Genomic DNA, 19,432 nt, shown 5'->3' with positions numbered 1-19,432 from the left:
GACGCCGCCGCCGGGTGGGTGGAATCCGCCCGAAGGGGGCGGGAGCGTGCCGTGTACGGTACGCATCCAGCGCGGCGCTCGGACGGGGCGGGCCCGCTCGGCACAACGAACAGCGACGAACACCAGGGGGACCCGACATGGGTAAGACGGCACTGATCACCGGCGTCACCGGACAGGACGGCTCGTACCTCGCCGAGCTGCTCCTCTCCAAGGGCTACACGGTGCACGGGCTGGTGCGGCGGTCCTCCAGCTTCAACACGGAGCGGATCGACCACATCTACCAGGACCCGCAGACGGCCAACCGGTCCTTCGTCCTGCACCACGCCGACCTCTCCGACGGTGTGGCCCTGGTGAACCTGCTCCGCGAGATACGGCCCGACGAGGTCTACAACCTCGGCGCCCAGTCCCACGTCCGCGTCTCCTTCGACGCGCCCCTCTACACCGGCGACGTGACCGGCCTCGGGGCGCTGCGTCTGCTGGAGGCCATCCGGGCCAGCGGGGTCGACACCCGCATCTACCAGGCCTCGTCCTCCGAGATGTTCGGCGCCACCCCGCCGCCGCAGAACGAGGGCACCCCGTTCCACCCGCGCAGCCCGTACGGCGCGGCCAAGGTGTTCGCGTACTGGACCACCGTGAACTACCGCGAGGCGTACGGCATGTTCGCCGTCAACGGGATCCTCTTCAACCACGAGTCCCCGCGCCGCGGCGAGACCTTCGTGACCCGCAAGATCACCCGCGCGGTCGCCCGCATCAAGGCCGGCCTCCAGGAGAAGCTCTACCTCGGCAACCTCGACGCGGTCCGCGACTGGGGCTACGCCCCCGAGTACGTGGACGCCATGTGGCGGATGCTCCAGCAGGACGAGCCCACCGACTACGTCGTCGCCACCGGGGTGGCCGCGACCGTCCGCGAGTTCGTCGAGGCCTCCTTCACGCACGCGGGCCTCGACTGGAACGAGCACGTGCGCTACGACCCCAAGTACGAGCGCCCCAGCGAGGTCGACGCGCTCATCGGCGACGCCTCCAAGGCCCATGACCTGCTCGGCTGGAAGCCGACGGTCCTGGTGTCCGAACTGGCCCGGATCATGGTCGACGCCGACATCCGCCAGGTCGAGGACCAACTGGCGGGCGTGACGGTCCGCATCGACCGCTGAGGCCTTATATTTCGCCTACGATTTGCCGTGTCACGGTCATACCCACAGCTCTGTGTGGGTGTGGCCGGGGCAAACCTGCCATATGTCCGCAGTGCACCCTCCGTGCTGAACCCTGTTGATTCCAAGTTGGTATGCAATGGGTCAAGCAAGGTGACCGGGCCCTCGCGTGAGCCCTAGTCTGCCCCCGTACATATGGCTGTTCGGATAGTTCCAGCCATCAAACCGGGCGATGCCCTGGGGGGCTCATGCGTAGATCCAGAGGGCTGACTGCTGCCCTCGTCCTGTCACTGGCCGGTGCCGGCACCGGGATAGGCCTGGTGCTGATGCCGCAGGCGTCCGCCATCACGGCGCCCGTGGCCTTCACCGCCGACAGCCTGCCGACGTGGCAGCCCGACGGCATCGTGTTCGCGATGGCCCAGGCCAACGGCACCGTCTTCGCCGGTGGAACCTTCTCGGCCGTCCGCCCGCCCGCCGGCGCCGCCGGCACCGAGCAGGAAGCCGTCAACTTCGCCGCGCTCGACGCCGCGACGGGCAACCCGACCTCGTGCAAGCTCGCCTTCACCGTCTCCGACGGCACCGCGACGGTCCGCGCGCTGGAGGTCTCGAAGGACCAGAAGACCCTCTACGCGGGCGGCTACTTCGGCGCCGTCAACGGGACCCCGGTCTCCAGCCTCGCCGCGATCGACATCGCGACCTGCACCCCCAAGGCAGCGTTCCACCCGGGCGTCCCCGCCACCGTGCGCGCCCTCGCCGTCACCGACGACACCCTGTACATCGGCGGCGACTTCAACGCCGTCGACGGCCAGACCCGCGAGCGGTTCGCCGCGGTCGACGCCGGCTCCGGCGCGCTCAAGCCCTTCGTGGCCAACGCCGACGAGCCCGGCCGCGCCGTCGAGGTGAGCAACGACGGCAAGAACGTCCTGCTGGGCGGCGACTTCTTCTCGGTCAACGGCTCCACCACGCACGCGCTGGCCGTCGTGAACGCGACCACCGGCGCCGTCACCAAGACCTACAGCAACATCCCGTCCAACTCCGTGGTCAAGGACATCTCGGCCGACGCGACGGGCTACTACACCGGCAACGAGGGCTCCGGCGGCGGCGTCTTCGACGGCCGCATCGGCCTGAACACCGACTTCAGCGAGAAGTGGCGCGACCGCTGCCTCGGCGCCACCCAGTACGTGCTGCCCTACGACGGGGTGCTCTACAGCTCCTCGCACGCGCACGACTGCTCCACCGAGCTGGAGTTCCCCGACGGCAAGCGCCACTTCCTGCTGGCCCAGCCCACCGACCACACCGGTCCCGCCCCCGCGCCCGTGGGCGGCTTCGTGCGCGGCCCGGGCAAGCTCGGCTGGCACCCCACCGCCAACGACGGCCTCGGCGAGGGCATCGGCCCGCGCGTCATGGCCGTCGCGGAGAAGAACGACGTCAAGTACATGTGGGTCGGCGGTGAGTTCACCCTCATCAACGGCAAGCCGCAGCAGGCCCTGACCCGCTTCGCCTCCACCGGCGACGTCGGCGCCCCCACCACCCCGGTGGCCAGCGTCGACAGCGTCAAGCCCGGCGAGGCGCAGGTCCGCTGGCGCACCAGCTACGACGCCGACGACAGCAAGCTGACCTACCGCATCTACCGCAACGGCTCGGCCACGCCCGCCGCCACGGTGAACGCGGACTCCCTGGAGTGGCAGCGCCGGCAGGCCTCCTGGACCGACACCACGGTCAAGGCCGGCCAGGCCTACAGCTACCGCGTGACCGCCACCGACGCGGCCGGCAACACCAGCGCCCTGTCCGCCGCCGTCTCCGTGACGGTCCCGAGCGCGGTCCAGTCGTACCCGAACCAGGTCCGCGCCGACGGCGCCAGCCTGTACTGGCGCTTCGACGACAGCGTGATCCCGTACGTCGCCGACTCCTCGGCCGGCGGCAACACCGGCGGGGTCCAGCTGAACGCCCCGGCCCTGCGCCAGACCCCCGGCGCGATCACCGGCACCAGCACCGCGATGGGCTTCAACGGCACCAGCCAGAAGGTCTACAGCGACCACCGGCAGACCGTCGGCAGCACGTTCACCATCGAGACCTGGTTCAAGACGGGCTCCGTCCGCGGCGGCAAGCTGATCGGCTTCGGCAGCAACACCGACCGCAGCAGCGGCTCGTACGACAAGCACCTCTACATGACCAACACCGGCCGGCTGGTGTTCGGGGTCTCCAACGGCTCCGCCCAGACCGTCTCCACCGGCCTGTTCGACACGTACAACGACAACAAGTGGCACCACGTGGTCGGCACCCAGGGCCCCGGCGGCATCACCCTGTACGTGGACGGCCAGAACAAGGGCACGCTCAACAGGACCGGCACGCAGACCTACGCGGGCTACTGGCACGTCGGCGGCGACAACCTCACCGGCTGGCCGAGCCGCCCGACGAGCAACTTCTTCGCCGGGCAGCTCGACGAGACGGCCGTCTACCCGACGGCGCTCACCGAGGCCCAGGTCAAGAACCACTTCACCCTGGCCAAGGCGCCCACCGACACGGTCTCCAAGGTCAACGCGACCGAGGACACCTACGTCAACCAGGGCGCCCCGGGCACCGCGTACGGCACGTCCACCTCGCTCGCGGTGCGCGGCACCTCGGCGTACGAGACCTACCTGCGCTTCGCCGTCCCGGCCGCCCCGGCCGGGCAGGTGCTGAAGGCCGCCTCGCTCCAGTTCAAGACCAACACGCAGACGGGCGCCGGCACCGCCGACACCGTGTCCGTGGTCCCGGTCACCGGCACCTGGAGCGGCGCCGGCACCACCTTCAGCACCAAGCCCGCCCTCGGCACCACCCCGCTGGGCACCATCGCGGGCGTGCCGGACGGCTCGGCGGTCCACTCCGTACCGCTGGACACCACCGCGCTCTCCGCGGCGCTGGGCAGCAGCTACAGCCTGGGCCTGACGAGCACGGGCACCGACCCGCTGTGGATCTGGTCCTCGGAGGCCACGGCCGCCGACGGCGTCCCGCAGCTGGTCCTCACCTTCGGCGCGAAGTAGGCGACGAGCGCAGAGCGGGGCCCGGCCGGTGCCACCCGGCCGGGCCCCGCACCCCTGTCCCACCCAGTAAGTACGGGAGCCATCCGATGTACCGACGCTCCGCAGCGGCCGCTGTCCTGCTGACCGCCGCCCTGACGCTGACCGCCTGCAGTTCCGGCGGGGGCAAGGCCGACTCCGGCGCGGAGGCGAAGGCGAAGCCCCCGGCCTCCTCGGCGGTCCCCGACCCGGCGGACAGCCCGGCGCCCCCGGCGACCGGCGCCGACGCGAAGCCGACGGGCCCCGTCCTGCCCGACGCGAAGCTCACCCCGAAGACGGGCACCTTCACGGCGCAGGAGAAGAAGTACCTGAGCGGTCGGGTCCCCGAGAAGATGGACCCCGCGGCCGTCCTGCAGTCCGGCCAGGAGGCCTGCCAGCGCGTGGCGCGCACCGCGAAGCGCGACAAGGACGCGGCGACCGGCGCCGTCATCACCGGCGAGATCGCGGGCGCCAAGGACGCGATCACCCACCTGTGCCCGGAGCAGAAGCCGATCCTCGCGGCGGCGGAGAAGGGCTTCCCCGAAGGCCCCCGCACCTCGCCCGCGGCCGGCAGCTACCGGGCGTTGACCCAGGCCTCCACCTGCACGTGGGAGGCGAAGGGCAAGGACGGCTCGATCCTCGCCTCGGGCCCCGAGACCCCGCCCAACGCGGGCGACAAGATCACGGCGACGATCCCGCCGGGCACCGCCGAGTTCACCTCCTCGGGCTGCTACGCCTGGATCCCGGCGTAACGGGCACCGCACGCGACGAGAACGCCCCCTGCGGCCGAACCACCGGCCGCGGGGGGCGTTTTCACGTGCCCGGCGCGGGTACCCGCGGGACCGGAGCACGACGACAGCACGACGACAGCACGACGACGGCACGACGACAACCGACCCCTTAGGGAGGCGAGTCCTATGACCGGCCTGGGTGGCTGCATCGGCCTGATCGTGGTGGGAGCCATCCTCACGTTCGCCACCGACTGGGAGATGGAGAGCGTCAACCTCGACGTGGCCGGGCTGATCATGATGGCGGTGGGCCTCATCGGCCTCGCCGTCTACAGCAGCGTCCTCAAGCGCCGCCGCGCCATGGGCGCCCTCCCGGTCGTGGAGCAGCGCCGCGACATCTAGTGCCGCTGGCGCCGCCCTTCAGCCCCGGACGGCGTCCTCGTACACCGTGAGCAGGGTGTCCAGGACCGCGTCCATGGAGAAGGATCCCGCCGCCAGTTCGCGGGCCGCCGTCGAGGCGGCGGCGTTGGCCGCGGGGTCCAGCAGGGACAGCACCGCCGAGGCCACGCCCGCCGGGCCCGGGTCGACCGCGCGGCCCGCGCCCGCGGCGGCGATGTCGCGGGCCAGGCCGTTGGAGTGGGTCACCACCGGCGGGACGCCCACCGCGAGGGCCTCCAGCACCGACATCGGGAACGGCTCGTCCACCGACGGCAGGACGTACACGTGGGCCCGGTGCAGCTCCGCCAGCACCTGCGCGCCCGACAGGGCCCCGGGAACCGTGAAGCGGTCGCCGAGGCCCAGGGCGGTGATGCGGGCGCGGACGGCGGCGAGTTCGCCCTCGTCCGGGCCCGCGACGACGAAGTGCGCGTCCGGGTGCGAAGCGAGGACCGCCGGGGCCGCGTCCACGAAGTCCACCGGCCGCTTGCGGGCCTGCAGGCGCGCCGAGTACAGGATGCGCGGCGGACCGGACGGGGCAGGGCGCTGCTCCTGCGCCGGAGTGCCGTTGACCAGCCGGACCGCACGCGACAGCGGTGCACCGCCGACGACCGCGTCCAGGCCCGCCCGCTCGTGCGGGGTCAGGTACAGCACCGCGTCCGCGCCGCGCAGCAGCCGGCGTACCGCCACCGCGTCCAGCACCTTGGCCAGCAGCCTCCCGCTCGGGTCCACCATCCCGTGGGTCTGGAGCACCAGCGGCTTGCGGGCCCGCAGCGCGGCCAGGGCCACCGGCAGGGTCACCAGGTCCCGGGCCAGGTGGACGTGGACCAGGTCCGCGTCCCGGACCAGCCGCCCGGCCGAGGCCAGCAGCGCCGGCGAGGTCATCCCGCTGAAGCCCAGGGGCAGGATCCGCCGCGCCGGGAACAGCTTCGCCGGAACCCCTTCGACGTCCGTCGGCCACGGGTCGGCGAAGCCCTCGCCCAGCGCCAGCAGCCGGGCCTCGTGCCCCCGGGCCCGCAGCCCCTTCGACAGGTTCAGCGCGACCCGCACGGGCCCGCCGAACGCGTGCGAGGGCGAGTGCAGGGTGACCGCGTGCAGGATTCTCACTTGGGCTCCTCCACCGGGCGGCGCCGCCCGTCCTGGGTCTGCAGGGTCAGCTCCGGCAGGTCCTTGTGCACGACGGCGCCCGCGCCCGCGACCGCGCAGCGGCCGACGGTCACCCCGGCCAGCACGGTCGCCCGTACCGCCACCCAGGCGCCGTCCTCGACCGTGATCGGGGCGTTGCGGTAGCGGAAGTCGGCGGCCCGGTGGTCGTGCGAGCCGGTGCACAGCATGGCCTCCTGCGAGAGGCACACGTGCGCACCGATCGTCACCGGTTCCAGGTTCAGCAGCCAGACGCCCTCGCCGATCCAGGTGTGGTCCCCGACGGTGAGCTTCCACGGCCACAGCACCCGCACCCGGTGCCGGATCAGCACGCCCTCGCCGATCTGCGCCCCGAAGGCGCGCAGCAGGGCCACCCGCAGCCGCGCCGGACAGAACCAGCTCATGAACAGCGTGTTCATCACGGCGAACCAGAGCGCCTGCGTCAGCAGCCCGCGCCCCTTGTCGTATCCGCCCAGCGTGAAGGCAGGAAGGTCACGCAACTCAAAGCCCCGATCGTCCACCCTGAACGCGCCTCCCCTGGCGCAGCCAGCTCAGACTAGACTGCGCCCGGATCAGGCACATGGGGCGGGGGCGGCAGTGGCAACGGACGTACGCAAGCCCCCGGTCACTCCCGCGCCGTCCCCCGTCGAGGACGAGTCCCTGTGGGGCCGGGTCACCACCCCGCGCACCCTGCTCTCCCGGGCGCTGTCCGTCCCGCTCGCCCTCGGCTTCTCCGTCTTCCTGCCGCTGTTCGTCGCCGTCCAGTCGGGCGCGGGCCAGCGCGACGCCGCGTTCTGGCTCCAGCTGCTGCTCACCATGTACGCGGGCGCCCGGCTCTCCGCCATGGTGCTCACCAGCCGGCGCAAGCTGCTCCAGGGCTCCTTCTGGCTGTTCGTCTACATGGCCATGGGCGTGGCCCCGCTCGCCCAGGCCGTCCTCGGCCAGGTCCCGACCCCCGTCGTCGGCCCCCGCTCCGACCTCACCGCCGCCATCGGTCTGGTGCTGCTCGGCTGCACCGCCTTCGACGTGGGCGTCCTGCTCGCCCGCCACCGGCCGGCCGGCCGCGCGGGGGGCTCGCAGAAACAGTCGCGGCCGGTCATGACCCACCGGCGCCGGCTCCAACTGCTGACCGGCCTCTCCTTCCTGTGCAGCGCGGCCTTCGTGATGAAGCTCGGCGGCCCGGCGGTGTTCTTCTCCAGCCGCCAGGAGATCATCGCGGGCATCGAGGAGGCGGGCGTCTCCAACGGCGACGGCCAGGCCGGACAGGCCCTGCTGCGCGGCTTCGGCACCGTGCCGGCGCTGCTGTCGCTGCTGCTGTACACGCGCTGGCTGATCACCTCGAAGTACGCCCGCCGCAAGGTCTCGATCATCGTCACCTGGGCGGCGCTCGCCCTGCTGAACCTGGTGGTCAACAACCCGATCTCGAACCCGCGCTACTGGTTCCTGACGGTGATGTTCGCCCTGCTCTTCACCGTCTTCCCGGTCAGCGCGGCGATGTACCGGGTGGCGCTGTCGATGGCCGTGGTCGTCGCCCTCCTCGTCTTCCCGTTCGCGGACCGCTTCCGGTACGACGAGAAGAACTACAAGCCGGTGGAGACCACGTCCTTCCTGGAGCCGATGGCGCTCAAGGACTACGACCAGATCGGCATGTTCGCGAACACCATCACCTTCTCCGAGTCGGGCCCCGGCCACTACTACGGGCGCCAGCTGGCCGGGTCGGTCCTCTTCGCGGTGCCGAGGTCGGTGTGGTCGGGGAAGCCGCGGGACACGGGCGTGATGGTCGGCCAGTGGATGGGCACCGTCAACACCAACCTCTCCTCGCCCATCTGGGCGGAGCTGTGGCTCGACTTCGGGCCGCTGGGGATGGGGGCGGGGCTGCTGGGCATGGGCTACGCGTCGGCCCGCGTCGACCGGCGCTACGCCAAGCGCGCCACCAGGAGGGCTCCGCCGGGGAGCCTGATCTCGGTGGTGGTCCCGCTGGTCGCGGGCTACTCCTTCATCCTGCTGCGCGGACCGCTGCTCCAGGCCTCTGGGCGCGTGGCGATCGCGGCCCTGTGCCTGGCGCTGGTCGCCACGTACCGCCAGGACCGCGGCACGACCCTGCGCTGACGGCGCGCGCCGCTGCCGGGGCTCCGCCCCGCACCCCGCGCCTCAAACGCCGGCGAGGCTGGATTTGCCTGATGCCGCCTATAAGGTGCGGGCCGGGCACAATCCAGCCCCGCCGGCGTTTGAGGCGCGGGGGTTCGGGGGCGGAGCCCCCGCAGCGGCGCTGCACCCTCCAGCGCGCCGGGGCACAACTCAGCCCCGCCGGCGTTTGAGGCGCGGGGTCTGGGGCGGAGCCCCAGGGGTTGGGCCGCTCGGCGGTCGGGTCAGGCCGGGGTCGGGGCGGGCTTCGCCGCAGGCGAGAGGCGGGCCACGCGCAACCACGCGGCCGCGGCCTTGAGGGCCGAGCCCGCCGCCAGGCCCCACGCGGCGCCGAGCGGGCCCCATGCCGCGTAACCGCCGAGCAGGAGCGCCACCGACAGCACGGAGAAGACCACCTGCACCGACAGCGTGGCCTTGGGGGCCAGGACGCGCAGGGTGAGCAGCGCGCACGTGCCCAGGCCCATGACCGCGTACTGGGCCCCCGTCGCCGGCAGCAGCGCGGCCGCCGGCGCCCAGGTCTCGCCCAGCAGTTGCCGCCCCACCCGGTCGGGCAGCACCGCGAGGACCGCGGCCCAGCCCGCGCCGATCGCGGCCAACATCAGGCCCAGCGCCGCCGTCGCCCGCACCACGGCCCGCCGCCCGCCGACCCGCGACAGCACCGGCGGCCCGAAGGAGTTCGCCGAGTTGAACAGCACGTTCAGCGGCCCGAAGAGAGTCGTCGCCCCGCGCAGCGCACCCACGGCCAGCGGCGTCGCGAAGACGCCGAGGCCCAGTACGGCGAGCTGGCTGGAGCCGTTGCCCACCGCGAACTCGACCACGAACCGCTGCCCCAGGTGCCCGCGCCGCAGATACGGGCCCAGGTCGGCCCGCGCGCCGCGCACGTACGGCCGCAGCAGGAACAGGCCCAGCCCCAGCGCGGGCAGCGCGGACAGCCCCCACACGAGCACCAGCCGCCCCGCCGGCGCCCCGGAGGGCTGTACCGCCAGCGCCGCGACCACGCACACCAGCCGCAGCGCGTCGGCGGCCAGCGCCAGTTCGGGGGCGCGCAGCGCGGAGAAGCAGTACCGCAGCCCGTCCTGCACGAGCACCAGCGGCAGTACGAGGCCCAGCGCGAGGAAGGCCCGCCCGCCGGCCCCGCCGAGCAGCAGGCCCGCCACGGCGAGCACGGCGCCCACGGCGGCCGAGGCGGCCCCCGTGAAGCCCACGGCCGACCGGCACGCCGCACCCAGCCCCTCGGAAGCCTTCTCCAGGACGAGGCTCTGGCCGACGTAGGCCATGTTCAGTCCCAGGAGCACGGTGAAGGCCACGTACACCATCGAGAAGTCGGCGAACCCGGCCGCCGACGACAGCCGGGCGGCCAGCACCACCACGAGGATGTTGGTGGCGCTGGAGGCGGCCTGGTCCAGGACAGAGGAGACGGCGGCGAGTCCGCGCCGGCTCATCTCCGGCCCATGCGGACGGTGCGCAGCGCGACCGTGTCGGTGCCGTCGCCCGGGATGTGCTGCTCCGGCCCGGCCGACTCGCGCGTCAGCGGCTGCGGCGCGGACGCCGAAGGAGCCGGTGCGGGGGCGGGCGCGGTCCCCCCGCCCTTCCCGGCCTTTCCGCCCTTCCCGCGCTTCTCGCCGGGCAGCGGGGCGTGCAGCACCGCGCCGAGCACCGTACCCCCGGCGCCGCTGATCAGTTCGCGGATCCGGGACAGGTCGGAGCGGTGGACGGCGCGCGGGTCGCACACGACCAGGACGCCGTCGACGCGGTCGACGAGCGCGAGGGCGTCGGCGTACGAGAGCACCGGCGGCGCGAGCACGACGACGGTGGCGTTGGGGGAGTCGGCCTCGGAGATCAGCCGGGTGGCGCGCGGGGAGGTCAGCGCGCGGGCGACGTTGCGCACCCGCTCGCCCGGGATCAGGTCGAAGGCACCGGACTCGCCCGCGTCGACGACCAGCTGGCGTCCGTCGGGCCACTCGGTGTCCCCGTGCTTCGCGCCGCCCTGTCCGCCCGGCGTCTGGCTCCAGCGCGGCCGGCCGCCCGCGTCGGTCGGCAGCTGGCTGGCCAGTACCGGGGTGCGCAGGTCGGCCTCGATGAGCAGGACGTCCTTGCCGGTCTCCGCGAAGGAGGCGCCGAGGTTCACGGCCACCGCTGCGGCGGTCTCGCTGCTGCCGCGCGGGGCGACGACGAGCAGCCGGCGCCGGTCGGCGAAGCGGGAGTCGTAGGCGAGCCGGAAGGCCACCGAGCGGTACTCCTCGGCGAGCCGCGGATCGGCCTCGCCGGCGGCGAGCAGCGGCCCGCCGCCCGTACGGTCGCGGGGCAGGTAGCCCAGGACGGGCGCGCGCAGGGCGCGCGCCACGTCGCCCTCGGACCGCGGCGCCGGATCGAACACGAGCCGGACCCAGGCGGCCAGCAAGCCGAGCGCGAGGCCCACGGCCGCGCCGAGCGCGAGCGACATGGGCAGCCCGGGCCCGTCGGGCGCGGCGGGCGGGGTCGCCGCACTGGTGACCCGGCCGGGTGTCATGTCCAGGGCCTGGAGCTTGGCGATGTTGCTGTTGAGGGTGTTGACCTTGCTCTGCAGGTCGGTCTTGGAGGAGTACGCGGCGTCACGCCCCGGTCCCGCGGGCATCGAGTTGATCTGCTTGACGAGCTCGTCGAGGGACTTGGCGACCGGGTCGCGCTGGTCCTGGTAGCCCTTGACCATCGTGTCGCGGGTGACGTCGAGGGCTTCCTGCCGCTTGAGCAGGTACGCCTCGCTCATCGCGTTGGCGCGCTTGGCGGCCTCCTTGGGGGAGGACGCCGTGTACGTGAAGCGGAGCACCATCGTCTGCGGCGGGTTGGTCACCTGGAGCCCGCTGCGCAGGGCCGCGAAGCCGGAGGCGGACACGCCGAGCTTCTTCGCCGCCTCGTTGGCTATGGAGGAACTGAGCGCGACCTGGCGTTCCGAGCCGATGTTGATCGCCTTGTCGGGGGCGAGGCTCGGGTTGAACGGGTCGTCGGTGGGGGCGCGCAGCACCACGTCGGCGGTCGCGACGTAGGTGTCGGCCGTGGAGATGCCGAGGTAGACGCCGCCCAGCAGGCCGACCCCGATGCCCGCGCCGAGGAGCCGGCGGTAGCGCAGGAGCTGGCGGAACTGGTCCCGGAGGAGATCGGGTTCGTCCTCGGCCGGTGCGGCAGCCGGGCGGTTCGTCTCGATCACGGCCGGGGACCCCCAAGTGCTTCGTCCATCAGTGCGTCGATGCGGGCCAGGCCCGCTTCGCGGCTCAGGTGGGCCGCCACGTGGCGGGGCCCGGCCGCTCCCAGTGCGTCCGCGCCGTCCGGGTCCTCGGCCAGGACCCGTACGGCCTTCAGCAGGGCTTCGGGGTCCTCCGGCTGTACGAGCACCCCTGCTCCCGAGCGCTCCACCTCCTGGGCGGTCCCGCCCTCCGCGGCCACGGAGGCGACGACGGGCCGGCCGGCCTGGAAGTAGGAGGTGAGCTTCGACGGAACGCTCATGTCCAGCACGGCGGCGTGCTGCGTGACCGCGAGCACGTCCGCCGCGGCGAGGATATCGGGGAACTCGCCGTCGGCGGCAGGGGGGATGATGTCCAGATTGGGTACGTCGGCCGACATCTCGGCGAGCGCGGAGCGCTGGCTGCCGTCGCCCATCAGGACGAAACGGACGCCGGGGTCGAGCCGGGCGGCGGCCACGAGGACCTCCAGGCCCTGCTTGAGGCCCATGTTCCCGGAGTGCAGGACGACCGTCTGGTCCGGGGCCCAGCCGAGGTGCCGGCGGGTCTCGCCGCGCGGCTTGGTGGGCACGGCCACGTGGGACCAGTTGGGGACGAGGCGGATCTTCGCCGGGTCGACGCCCATGCCGACGACCCGGTCCACGAAGGTTTCGTGGATGACGCCGACGAGGGTGGCCCGCTTGAGGGCGTACGCCTCGGCGCGCCCGGCGATGGCGGCCGCCTTGTCGCCGCCGCTGATCCCGCTCTGCGCTGCGGCGGCGCCCATCAGGTCCTGGACGACCGGCACGTACGGGACCTTCCACCGTGCCGCGAGCCGGGCGGCCAGCACCCCGCCGGCCAGGCTGGGCATCTGGGCCAGGACCGCGTCCGGCTTCGGCATCCGGGGCGGAGCCGCGGCGCCGTGCAGCAGAATCGATCCTTCGAACAGGGCCCGCTTCACGGCGGTCTGGCGCTGCGGCACGGTGTGCGCACGCCGGTGCACGATGACGCCCGCGCGCTCTTCCGTGCGCCGGAGCGCCCCCTTGTACTCCGGCTCGAGCGACCATGCCGGGTAGTGCGGCATACCCGCGAGGACGTGGGTCTCGTGGCCGAGATCCTGCGCCCAGTGCTCCGCGATCTGAGTGGCGTACGGCCCGATTCCCGCGTGCTCGGGTGCGTAGTTGGTGGAGACCAGCAGCAGGCGCCGGTGACCGGATCTGGACACTGAGCGTCCCCTTCTCCCCTGGATGATGCGCACGTCACCCTATTCGTTCACCCGCGTGCTGCGGAACGTGCACGCTATTGTCTGCTAATCCGCTACACCGGGGGGTGTGGCTGCTGGGGGGTAAGAGATGACGGAGCGGGAAATGTCCGAACTTGGCGCGCCCGCGCGCAGACCGTACCGGGTCGGCTATGCGCCGGGTGCGTACGATCTGTTCCATATCGGACATCTCAATATCCTCCGGCACGCCCGCAGTCAGTGCGACTACCTGGTGGCCGGAGTCGTCTCCGACGAGATGGCCGAACTCGCCAAGGGGCGCCGCCCGATGATCCCGCTCGTGGAGCGGCTGGAGATCGTCCGCAGCGTCAAGTACGTGGACGCGGCCTTCGTCGAGACCGTCCCGGACAAGGTGGAGACCTGGAAGCAGGTCCGCTTCGACGTCATCTTCAAGGGCGACGACTGGCGGGGCACCCCCAAGGGCGACAAGCTGGAGAAGGACTTCGCCGCCCACGGCGTCGACGTCGTCTACTTCCCCTACACCGTCCACACCTCCAGCACCCAGCTGCGCCGGGCACTGGACGCGCTCGCCGAACCCGCCAAGGTGACGGAGCCGTTCACCGCGGAACGGCGCTGAGCTCCCGGAACCACTTCGCGAGGAACGCCAGCAGGAACAGCCCGGCGACCACCCCGAAGGCCGCGTACGCCCAGGCGAACAGCCTTCCGCCGCCGAGCAGCAGGAACACCAGGCAGAACACCCCGTAGTCCACGGGCAGCAACGCCACCGCGCGGACGGTCGACGGCGCGGCGGCGGGGCTGCCCGGAGCCGGCCGCGGCTTGAGCTTCTCAGTCAGCAGCCCGCCGAAGAAGGTCACGATCGCGGCGAACTGGAAGCCCAGCGGTACCAGCAGCCAGCCGTCCCCGCCCGTCCCGTAGGCCTCGGGGAAGCGGTAGAAGGCGATCAGTACGCAGGAGTGCAGCGCGGTGAGCTTGGCGCAGTCCACGACGTGGTCGAGCCACTCGCCCGCGGCGCTGCCGCTCCCGCGCAGCCGGGCCAGCTGGCCGTCGGCGGAGTCGAACGCGAACCCCACGGCGAGCGCGGCCCACACGGCGATCCCCAGCCCCCAGGAGGGCGCGGCCAGTGCGACCGCCGCCGCCGCGGCGAAGCTGAAGGCGGCGCTGACCAGCGTCACCTGGTTCGGGGTGAGCCCGAGCGCGTACGACCCGGCGGCCAGGTACCGCCCGGTCGGCCGGTTCACGAACCGCGAGTAGAGCGAAACGCCCTTCGCCGACTTCTGCGCTCCGCGCAGCTCCCGCAGCGCGAATCCGACTCTGCCCATGCGCGGCCCCCCAAAATGACGATGTCGAACACATCATCGCAGGGCGGAAGCGGGCTCCGGCTCGGGGTGTTCGCGTACGTCCGGAAGCAGCAGCACGGACAGATTGGCGGCGGCCGTCACCGCGGCGGCGGCCAGCAGCACGGCCGCGGTCCCGGTGACGGCGGCGAGCGGGGCGGCCACCGTGAGGCCCAGTGGGCGGGCGGCGAAGGAGATCAGGGTGTCGAACGCGCCCACCCGGCCCAGGGCCTCGGCCGGAACCCGCCGCTGGATCTCGGTCTCCCACAGCGGACTGAGCAGCCCCACCCCGCCCATGCCCAGGAAGTACGCCGCCGCGGCCACCGACGCGGGCAGCCGCAGCCCGAACGCGGCCAGGGCCGCGGCGAACACGGCGGAGGCCACCGCCACCCAGACCAGGGGCCGCCGCACCGGGAGCCGGCCGGCGGCCCAGGCGCCGACGAGCAGGCCGACCGTACCGGCCTGGGCGACCACCACCCAGGAGCCCTCGCCGCCGAGGGACTCCACGGCGATGAGCGGCCCGAGGGTCAGCAGCAGCCCGGCCGCCAGATGCCAGACCCCGTGGGCCATGACGTTGGCCAGGAACCACGGGTGCCGGCGGGTCTCCGTCCAGCCGGCCCGCAGTTCGGCGGTGAACCCGGGCCGGGTGCCGGGGGACCGGCGGGCCGGGGTGCGCAGCCCGCCGAGGGTGAGCGCGGATACGGCGAACAGCGCGCCGGTCAGCAGGGAGGCCCAGCCGCCGCCGATCAGCAGCATCAGCGTGCCGGCGACGGCGGGCCCGGCGACCGTCGCGAGCCCCTGGGCCACCATCAGGCGGGAGTTGACCCGCAGCCGCTCGGGCCCGGCGACCACGGCGGCCACCAGCGTGCGGGCGGAAGGGTTCCCGAAGGCCACCGCCGCCCCGGTGGCCGCCGACAGCAGCGCGAGCTCCGGTATCCGTACGGGGCCGGAGAGCAGCAGCAGACCGGTACCCACCTGGGCCGCGCCCCGCGCCAGGTCGGCGGCGAGCACCACCCGCCGGGCGGGGAAGCGGTCGGCGACCACTCCGGCGACGGGCAGCAGGAGCAGCATCGGCACCATCTCGGCGGCGAGCACCAGGCCGAGATCGCCGGCCGAACCGGTGTGCACCACCGCGAGGGTGAGCGTGGTGGGGATGAGGGCGGTGCCGAAGGCGGCGAACGTACGGCCGGCCAGCAGCCGCCAGATGGTCGGGGTCATGGCAAGGAAGACTATTTCGTCGGCGAACGCCGAGGACCGGGCCCGCCCCCCGGACCCGATCCACCAGAGACCCCCTAACCGGTCACCCGCAGCAGCAGGACCGAACGCGCCGGGACCGTCAGGCTCTCCCCGCCGCGGTGGCGGGTCAGCGGGGCCTCGGACTGGGCCTCGCGCGAGGTGTCCAGGACCACCTCGTACGCCTCGGCCCACGGCGCCCCCGGCAGCACCCACGCCACCGGCCGGTCCCCGGTGTGCAGCAGGGCCAGGAAGCTGTCGTCCGTCACCTGGCGGCCCCGCTCGTCACGGCCCGGGATGTCCCGCCCCGACAGGTACATCCCCAGCGCCGCCGCCGGCGCGTACCAGTCCCGCTCCGTCATCTCCAGGCCCGCCGGGGTGAACCAGGCCAGGTCCCGCAGCCCGTCCACCGCCTGCGGCCGCCCGGAGAAGAACGCCCGCCGCCGCAGCACCGGATGGGCCTGGCGCAGCGAGATCAGCCGCGCGGTCAGCGCGAACAGCTCCCGCCACGCCGGATCCTCCAGCAGCGACCAGTCCACCCAGCCCGTCTCGTTGTCCTGGCAGTACGCGTTGTTGTTGCCGCCCTGGGTGCGCCCGAATTCGTCCCCCGCGACGAGCATCGGCACCCCCGTCGACAGCAGCAGCGTGGTGAGGAGGTTGCGCAGCTGCCGGCGGCGCAGCGCCGCGATCCGGGGATCGGTGCCCCCGGGCGGATCGCCCTCCGTGCCGCAGTTCCACGACCGGTTGTCGTTCGTCCCGTCCCGGCCGTCCTCCCCGTTGGCCTCGTTGTGCTTGCGCTCGTAGGACACCAGGTCCCGCAAGGTGAACCCGTCGTGCGCGGTCACGAAGTTCACCGAGGCGTACGGGCGCCGGCCGCCCCACGCGTAGAGGTCGCTCGACCCCGACAGCCGGTAGCCGAGGTCCCGTACGTCGGGCAGCGCGCCCCGCCAGAAATCCCGGACGGCATCCCGGTACCGGTCGTTCCACTCCGTCCACAACGGAGGGAAGGCCCCCACCTGGTAGCCGCCCGAGCCCACGTCCCAGGGCTCCGCGATCAGCTTGACCCGCCGCAGCACCGGGTCCTGGGCGATCACCGCGAGGAACGGCGACAGCATGTCCACGTCGTGCATCGAGCGGGCCAGCGCCGCCGCCAGGTCGAAGCGGAAGCCGTCCACCCCCATCTCCGTCACCCAGTACCGCAGGGAGTCCGTGATCAGGCGCAGCACGTGCGGGCGCCCGGCGTGCAGGGTGTTCCCGCAGCCCGTGTAGTCGGCGTACCGGCGCTGGTCGGACTGGAGCCGGTAGTAACCCCGGTTGTCGATCCCGCGCAGCGACAGCGTCGGACCGAGCTCGCCCGCCTCCGCCGTGTGGTTGTAGACCACGTCGAGGATGACCTCGATCCCCGCGGCGTGCAGGGCCCGCACCATCCGCTTGAACTCCCCGACCTGCTGGCCCGCCGTACCGCTCGAGGAGTAGCCCGCGTGCGGGGCGAAGTAGCCGACCGAGTTGTAGCCCCAGTAGTTGCGCAGCCCGCGGCGCAGCAGGTGGTCCTCGTGCGCGAACTGGTGCACCGGAAGCAGCTCGACCGCCGTCACGCCCAGCTTCACCAGGTGCTCGACCGCCGCCGGGTGGGCGAGGCCCGCGTATGTGCCGCGCAGTTCCGCGGGGACCCCGGGATGGCGCATCGTGAAGCCGCGCACGTGCAGCTCGTAGATCACCGAATCGGCCCACGGGGTCTTCGGCCGGACGTCGTCCGCCCAGTCGTCGTCATCGTGGACCACGACCCCCTTGGGCACGAACGGCGCCGAGTCCCGGTCGTCGCGCACGGTGTCGGCGATGTACTGCTGCGGCCAGTCCCGGACGTGCCCGTACACCTCCGGCGGCAGGCTGAACTCGCCGTCCACGGCCCGGGCGTACGGATCCAGGAGCAGCTTCGACGGGTTGTACCGGGCCCCGGTCCAGGGGTCCCAGCGGCCGTGCACCCGAAATCCGTACCGCTGCCCGGGGCGTACGCCGGGCACGAAGCCGTGCCAGATCTCGTGCGTGAGCTCGGCCAGGGCGCAGCGGGTCTCGGCCCCCGACTCGTCGAACAGGCACACCTCCACCGCCTCCGCGCCCTGCGCCCACAGGGCGAAGTTGGTGCCCGCCGTCCCGTCCGGCCCGGGGTGGAACCGGGCCCCCAGGGGATGCGAGGACCCGGGCCACACGCGTGGCCCCGGGCGCCCGGACGCCCTTGAGCCCTGGCCCCTGACCTGGCCGTTCGGCACGGGCGCGGTACGGCCCCCGCCCCGGACCGCGGCGTCCGCCGCGTCTGCGACGGCTTCCACCGCCTCTTCCTGCTCTGCTGCGCTCGACACTGCCCGCCTCCACGGCTCCTGGGTACCTGCGGGGGAGGGGAGTGCGGCCCCGGCGTCCCGGCCCGGGCCCGTCCCCGTCTGGTCCTTCACACTGTTCTGCCCGGACTGTTCCGCCCGGAACGTGCGCGCCGCTCACGTTTCCCCCGGAGGGGCCCGGTCGTTGGAGGGGGCGTGACACTTCTGACGAGGCGGGCAGGGGCGGGCTTGGCCGCCGTGGCGGCATGGGCGGGCCTGCTCGGCGGCCTGGCCGGATGCACCCAGGACGGCCGCTCCCCGGTCGAGATCGAGCTGCCCGGCAAACCCCGCTCGCCCGACGAGGCCATCCGGATCACCCCTGAGGACAACGCCAAGGGGGTGCCCGCCGACGGACGGCTCGGCGTCACCGTTCCCGAGGGCCGGCTCGAGCGGGTCGTGGTCACCAAGGTGGAGGACGCGCAGGAGGAGCGGGTGCCGGGCACCATCGCCGAGGACGGGCTCAGCTGGAGCCCCGACCCGGAGGCCGCTCGGCTCTCGCTCGCGGCCAAGTACACCGTGGACGTCGTCGCGCTCGACGGACACGACCGCCGCCAGGCCCGCCACACCACCTTCACCACCTACGTTCCCGAGGAGCGGTTCATCGGCTACTTCAAGCCGGAGAACCGCTCCACCGTCGGCACCGGCATGATCGTCTCCTTCAACTTCAGCCGGGCCATCGCGCGACGCGCCGAGGTGGAGCGGGCCATCACCGTCACCTCGGACCCGCCCGTGGAGATCGTGGGCCACTGGTTCGGCAAGGAGAGGCTCGACTTCCGGCCCAAGGCGTACTGGAAGGCCGGCACCGAGGTCACCGTGAAGATGAACCTGCGGGACATCGAGGGCGCCCCCGGCTCGTACGGCATCCAGGACAAGACGATCACCTTCACCGTCGGCCGCTCCCAGATCTCCACCGTGGACGCGGCCGCGCACACCATGGAGGTCCGCCGGGACGGGCAGCTGCTGCAGACCCTGCCGATCACCGCCGGGGCGCCCAAGACCACCACCTACAACGGGAAGATGGTGGTGATGGAGCTCTTCGACGTGACCCGCATGAACGGCCAGACCGTCGGCTTCGGCGGGGAGTACGACATCCCCGACGTCCCGCACGCCCTGCGGCTGACCTCCTCCGGGACCTTCCTGCACGGCAACTACTGGGCCAGCCCCGACACCTTCGGCCACGCCAACGTGAGCCACGGCTGCGTGGGCCTGCGGGACGACAAGGGCGGCGGCTCGGACACCCCGGCCGGCTGGTTCTTCGACCGGAGCCTGGTCGGCGACGTGGTGGAGGTCGTCAACTCGCAGGACAAGACGGTGGCCCCGAACAACGGCCTGGGTGGCTGGAACATGTCCTGGGCCGACTGGGTCGCGGGCTCCGCCATCGCCTGACGCCCCGCACTTGGGACGGAACGGTGACAAGACCGT

General features: G+C 72.9%; 15 protein-coding genes. 7 read left to right on the top strand and 8 right to left on the bottom strand.

What is annotated here, in order from left to right; all coding sequences use genetic code 11:
- Nucleotides 1–137: 137 nt before the first annotated feature.
- From gmd to ACZ6I1_RS04330, 4 genes are all read left to right on the top strand, one after another.
- Nucleotides 138–1,151, top strand: coding sequence for a GDP-mannose 4,6-dehydratase (gmd, locus tag ACZ6I1_RS04345; RefSeq protein ID WP_446591736.1), 1,014 nt, complete (start codon nt 138–140; stop codon nt 1,149–1,151).
- A gap of 245 nt (nt 1,152–1,396) precedes the next feature.
- Nucleotides 1,397–4,171: a CBM96 family carbohydrate-binding protein gene (locus ACZ6I1_RS04340; protein ID WP_469282939.1), complete on the top strand. Its 2,775-nt coding sequence runs from the start codon at nt 1,397–1,399 to the stop codon at nt 4,169–4,171.
- A gap of 86 nt (nt 4,172–4,257) precedes the next feature.
- Nucleotides 4,258–4,938, top strand: coding sequence for a hypothetical protein (locus ACZ6I1_RS04335; RefSeq protein ID WP_469282937.1), 681 nt, complete (start codon nt 4,258–4,260; stop codon nt 4,936–4,938).
- A 165-nt stretch (nt 4,939–5,103) separates the two neighbouring features.
- Nucleotides 5,104–5,316: a hypothetical protein gene (locus ACZ6I1_RS04330; protein ID WP_469282935.1), complete on the top strand. Its 213-nt coding sequence runs from the start codon at nt 5,104–5,106 to the stop codon at nt 5,314–5,316.
- An 18-nt stretch (nt 5,317–5,334) separates the two neighbouring features.
- Here ACZ6I1_RS04330 and ACZ6I1_RS04325 read toward each other — a convergent pair whose 3' ends face one another.
- Both ACZ6I1_RS04325 and ACZ6I1_RS04320 read right to left on the bottom strand, forming a co-directional pair.
- Nucleotides 5,335–6,456: a glycosyltransferase gene (locus ACZ6I1_RS04325; protein WP_469282932.1), complete on the bottom strand. Its 1,122-nt coding sequence runs from the start codon at nt 6,454–6,456 to the stop codon at nt 5,335–5,337.
- Nucleotides 6,453–6,992, bottom strand: coding sequence for a WcaF family extracellular polysaccharide biosynthesis acetyltransferase (locus ACZ6I1_RS04320; RefSeq protein ID WP_469282930.1), 540 nt, complete (start codon nt 6,990–6,992; stop codon nt 6,453–6,455). Before ACZ6I1_RS04320 ends, ACZ6I1_RS04325 begins: the two co-directional genes overlap by 4 nt.
- A gap of 97 nt (nt 6,993–7,089) precedes the next feature.
- Here ACZ6I1_RS04320 and ACZ6I1_RS04315 point away from each other — a divergent pair, with 97 nt between their 5' ends.
- Nucleotides 7,090–8,601 carry a hypothetical protein gene (locus tag ACZ6I1_RS04315; RefSeq protein ID WP_469282927.1) on the top strand — a complete coding sequence of 504 codons (1,512 nt, stop codon included), beginning with the start codon at nt 7,090–7,092 and terminating at the stop codon, nt 8,599–8,601.
- A 260-nt stretch (nt 8,602–8,861) separates the two neighbouring features.
- Here ACZ6I1_RS04315 and ACZ6I1_RS04310 read toward each other — a convergent pair whose 3' ends face one another.
- Genes ACZ6I1_RS04310 through ACZ6I1_RS04300 form a run of 3 tightly spaced genes read right to left on the bottom strand, consistent with a single transcriptional unit; the run spans nt 8,862 to nt 13,026 of the window.
- Entirely contained in the window at nt 8,862–10,079 is a 1,218-nt protein-coding gene (locus tag ACZ6I1_RS04310; RefSeq protein WP_469282924.1) for an MATE family efflux transporter, read from the bottom strand.
- The gene (locus tag ACZ6I1_RS04305) at nt 10,076–11,821 is read right to left on the bottom strand and encodes a tyrosine-protein kinase domain-containing protein (RefSeq protein ID WP_469282923.1); all 1,746 of its coding nucleotides are present in this window, start codon (nt 11,819–11,821) and stop codon (nt 10,076–10,078) included. The genes ACZ6I1_RS04310 and ACZ6I1_RS04305 overlap by 4 nt, the downstream gene beginning before the upstream one ends.
- Nucleotides 11,818–13,026, bottom strand: coding sequence for a glycosyltransferase family 4 protein (locus ACZ6I1_RS04300; RefSeq protein WP_469283225.1), 1,209 nt, complete (start codon nt 13,024–13,026; stop codon nt 11,818–11,820). Before ACZ6I1_RS04300 ends, ACZ6I1_RS04305 begins: the two co-directional genes overlap by 4 nt.
- Before the next feature lie 172 nt (nt 13,027–13,198).
- On the opposite strand from ACZ6I1_RS04300, the gene ACZ6I1_RS04295 reads away from it, so the two are divergent.
- Nucleotides 13,199–13,687: an FAD synthase family protein gene (locus ACZ6I1_RS04295; protein WP_469282919.1), complete on the top strand. Its 489-nt coding sequence runs from the start codon at nt 13,199–13,201 to the stop codon at nt 13,685–13,687.
- Here ACZ6I1_RS04295 and ACZ6I1_RS04290 read toward each other — a convergent pair.
- The 3 genes from ACZ6I1_RS04290 to glgX form a co-directional block, all read right to left on the bottom strand.
- Complete coding sequence (locus ACZ6I1_RS04290) at nt 13,668–14,390, bottom strand: CDP-alcohol phosphatidyltransferase family protein (protein WP_469282917.1); 723 nt, start codon at nt 14,388–14,390, stop codon at nt 13,668–13,670. The two genes, ACZ6I1_RS04295 and ACZ6I1_RS04290, sit on opposite strands and share 20 nt — an antisense overlap.
- A gap of 33 nt (nt 14,391–14,423) precedes the next feature.
- Nucleotides 14,424–15,623 carry an MFS transporter gene (locus ACZ6I1_RS04285; protein WP_469282914.1) on the bottom strand — a complete coding sequence of 400 codons (1,200 nt, stop codon included), beginning with the start codon at nt 15,621–15,623 and terminating at the stop codon, nt 14,424–14,426.
- Between the two features lie 74 nt (nt 15,624–15,697).
- The gene (glgX, locus tag ACZ6I1_RS04280; protein WP_469282911.1) at nt 15,698–17,995 is read right to left on the bottom strand and encodes a glycogen debranching protein GlgX; all 2,298 of its coding nucleotides are present in this window, start codon (nt 17,993–17,995) and stop codon (nt 15,698–15,700) included.
- 180 nt (nt 17,996–18,175) lie between these two features.
- Here glgX and ACZ6I1_RS04275 point away from each other — a divergent pair, with 180 nt between their 5' ends.
- On the top strand, nt 18,176–19,396 hold the full coding sequence (locus tag ACZ6I1_RS04275; RefSeq protein WP_469283223.1) for a L,D-transpeptidase: 1,221 nt from the start codon (nt 18,176–18,178) through the stop codon (nt 19,394–19,396).
- Nucleotides 19,397–19,432: the final 36 nt, after the last annotated feature.

The organism is Streptomyces sp. NPDC046303 (assembly GCF_055588085.1).
This window is presented reverse-complemented; position numbering and strand designations above follow the sequence as displayed.

What these genes read in the sequence shown, in the direction of transcription:
- ACZ6I1_RS04285 (WP_469282914.1), bottom strand. Translation starts at nt 15,623, where the DNA reads ATGACCCCGACCATCTGGCGGCTGCTGGCCGGCCGTACGTTCGCCGCC.
- ACZ6I1_RS04290 (WP_469282917.1), bottom strand. Translation starts at nt 14,390, where the DNA reads ATGGGCAGAGTCGGATTCGCGCTGCGGGAGCTGCGCGGAGCGCAGAAG.
- gmd (WP_446591736.1), top strand. Translation starts at nt 138, where the DNA reads ATGGGTAAGACGGCACTGATCACCGGCGTCACCGGACAGGACGGCTCG.
- ACZ6I1_RS04330 (WP_469282935.1), top strand. Translation starts at nt 5,104, where the DNA reads ATGACCGGCCTGGGTGGCTGCATCGGCCTGATCGTGGTGGGAGCCATC.
- ACZ6I1_RS04335 (WP_469282937.1), top strand. Translation starts at nt 4,258, where the DNA reads ATGTACCGACGCTCCGCAGCGGCCGCTGTCCTGCTGACCGCCGCCCTG.
- ACZ6I1_RS04340 (WP_469282939.1), top strand. Translation starts at nt 1,397, where the DNA reads ATGCGTAGATCCAGAGGGCTGACTGCTGCCCTCGTCCTGTCACTGGCC.
- ACZ6I1_RS04310 (WP_469282924.1), bottom strand. Translation starts at nt 10,079, where the DNA reads ATGAGCCGGCGCGGACTCGCCGCCGTCTCCTCTGTCCTGGACCAGGCC.
- ACZ6I1_RS04295 (WP_469282919.1), top strand. Translation starts at nt 13,199, where the DNA reads ATGTCCGAACTTGGCGCGCCCGCGCGCAGACCGTACCGGGTCGGCTAT.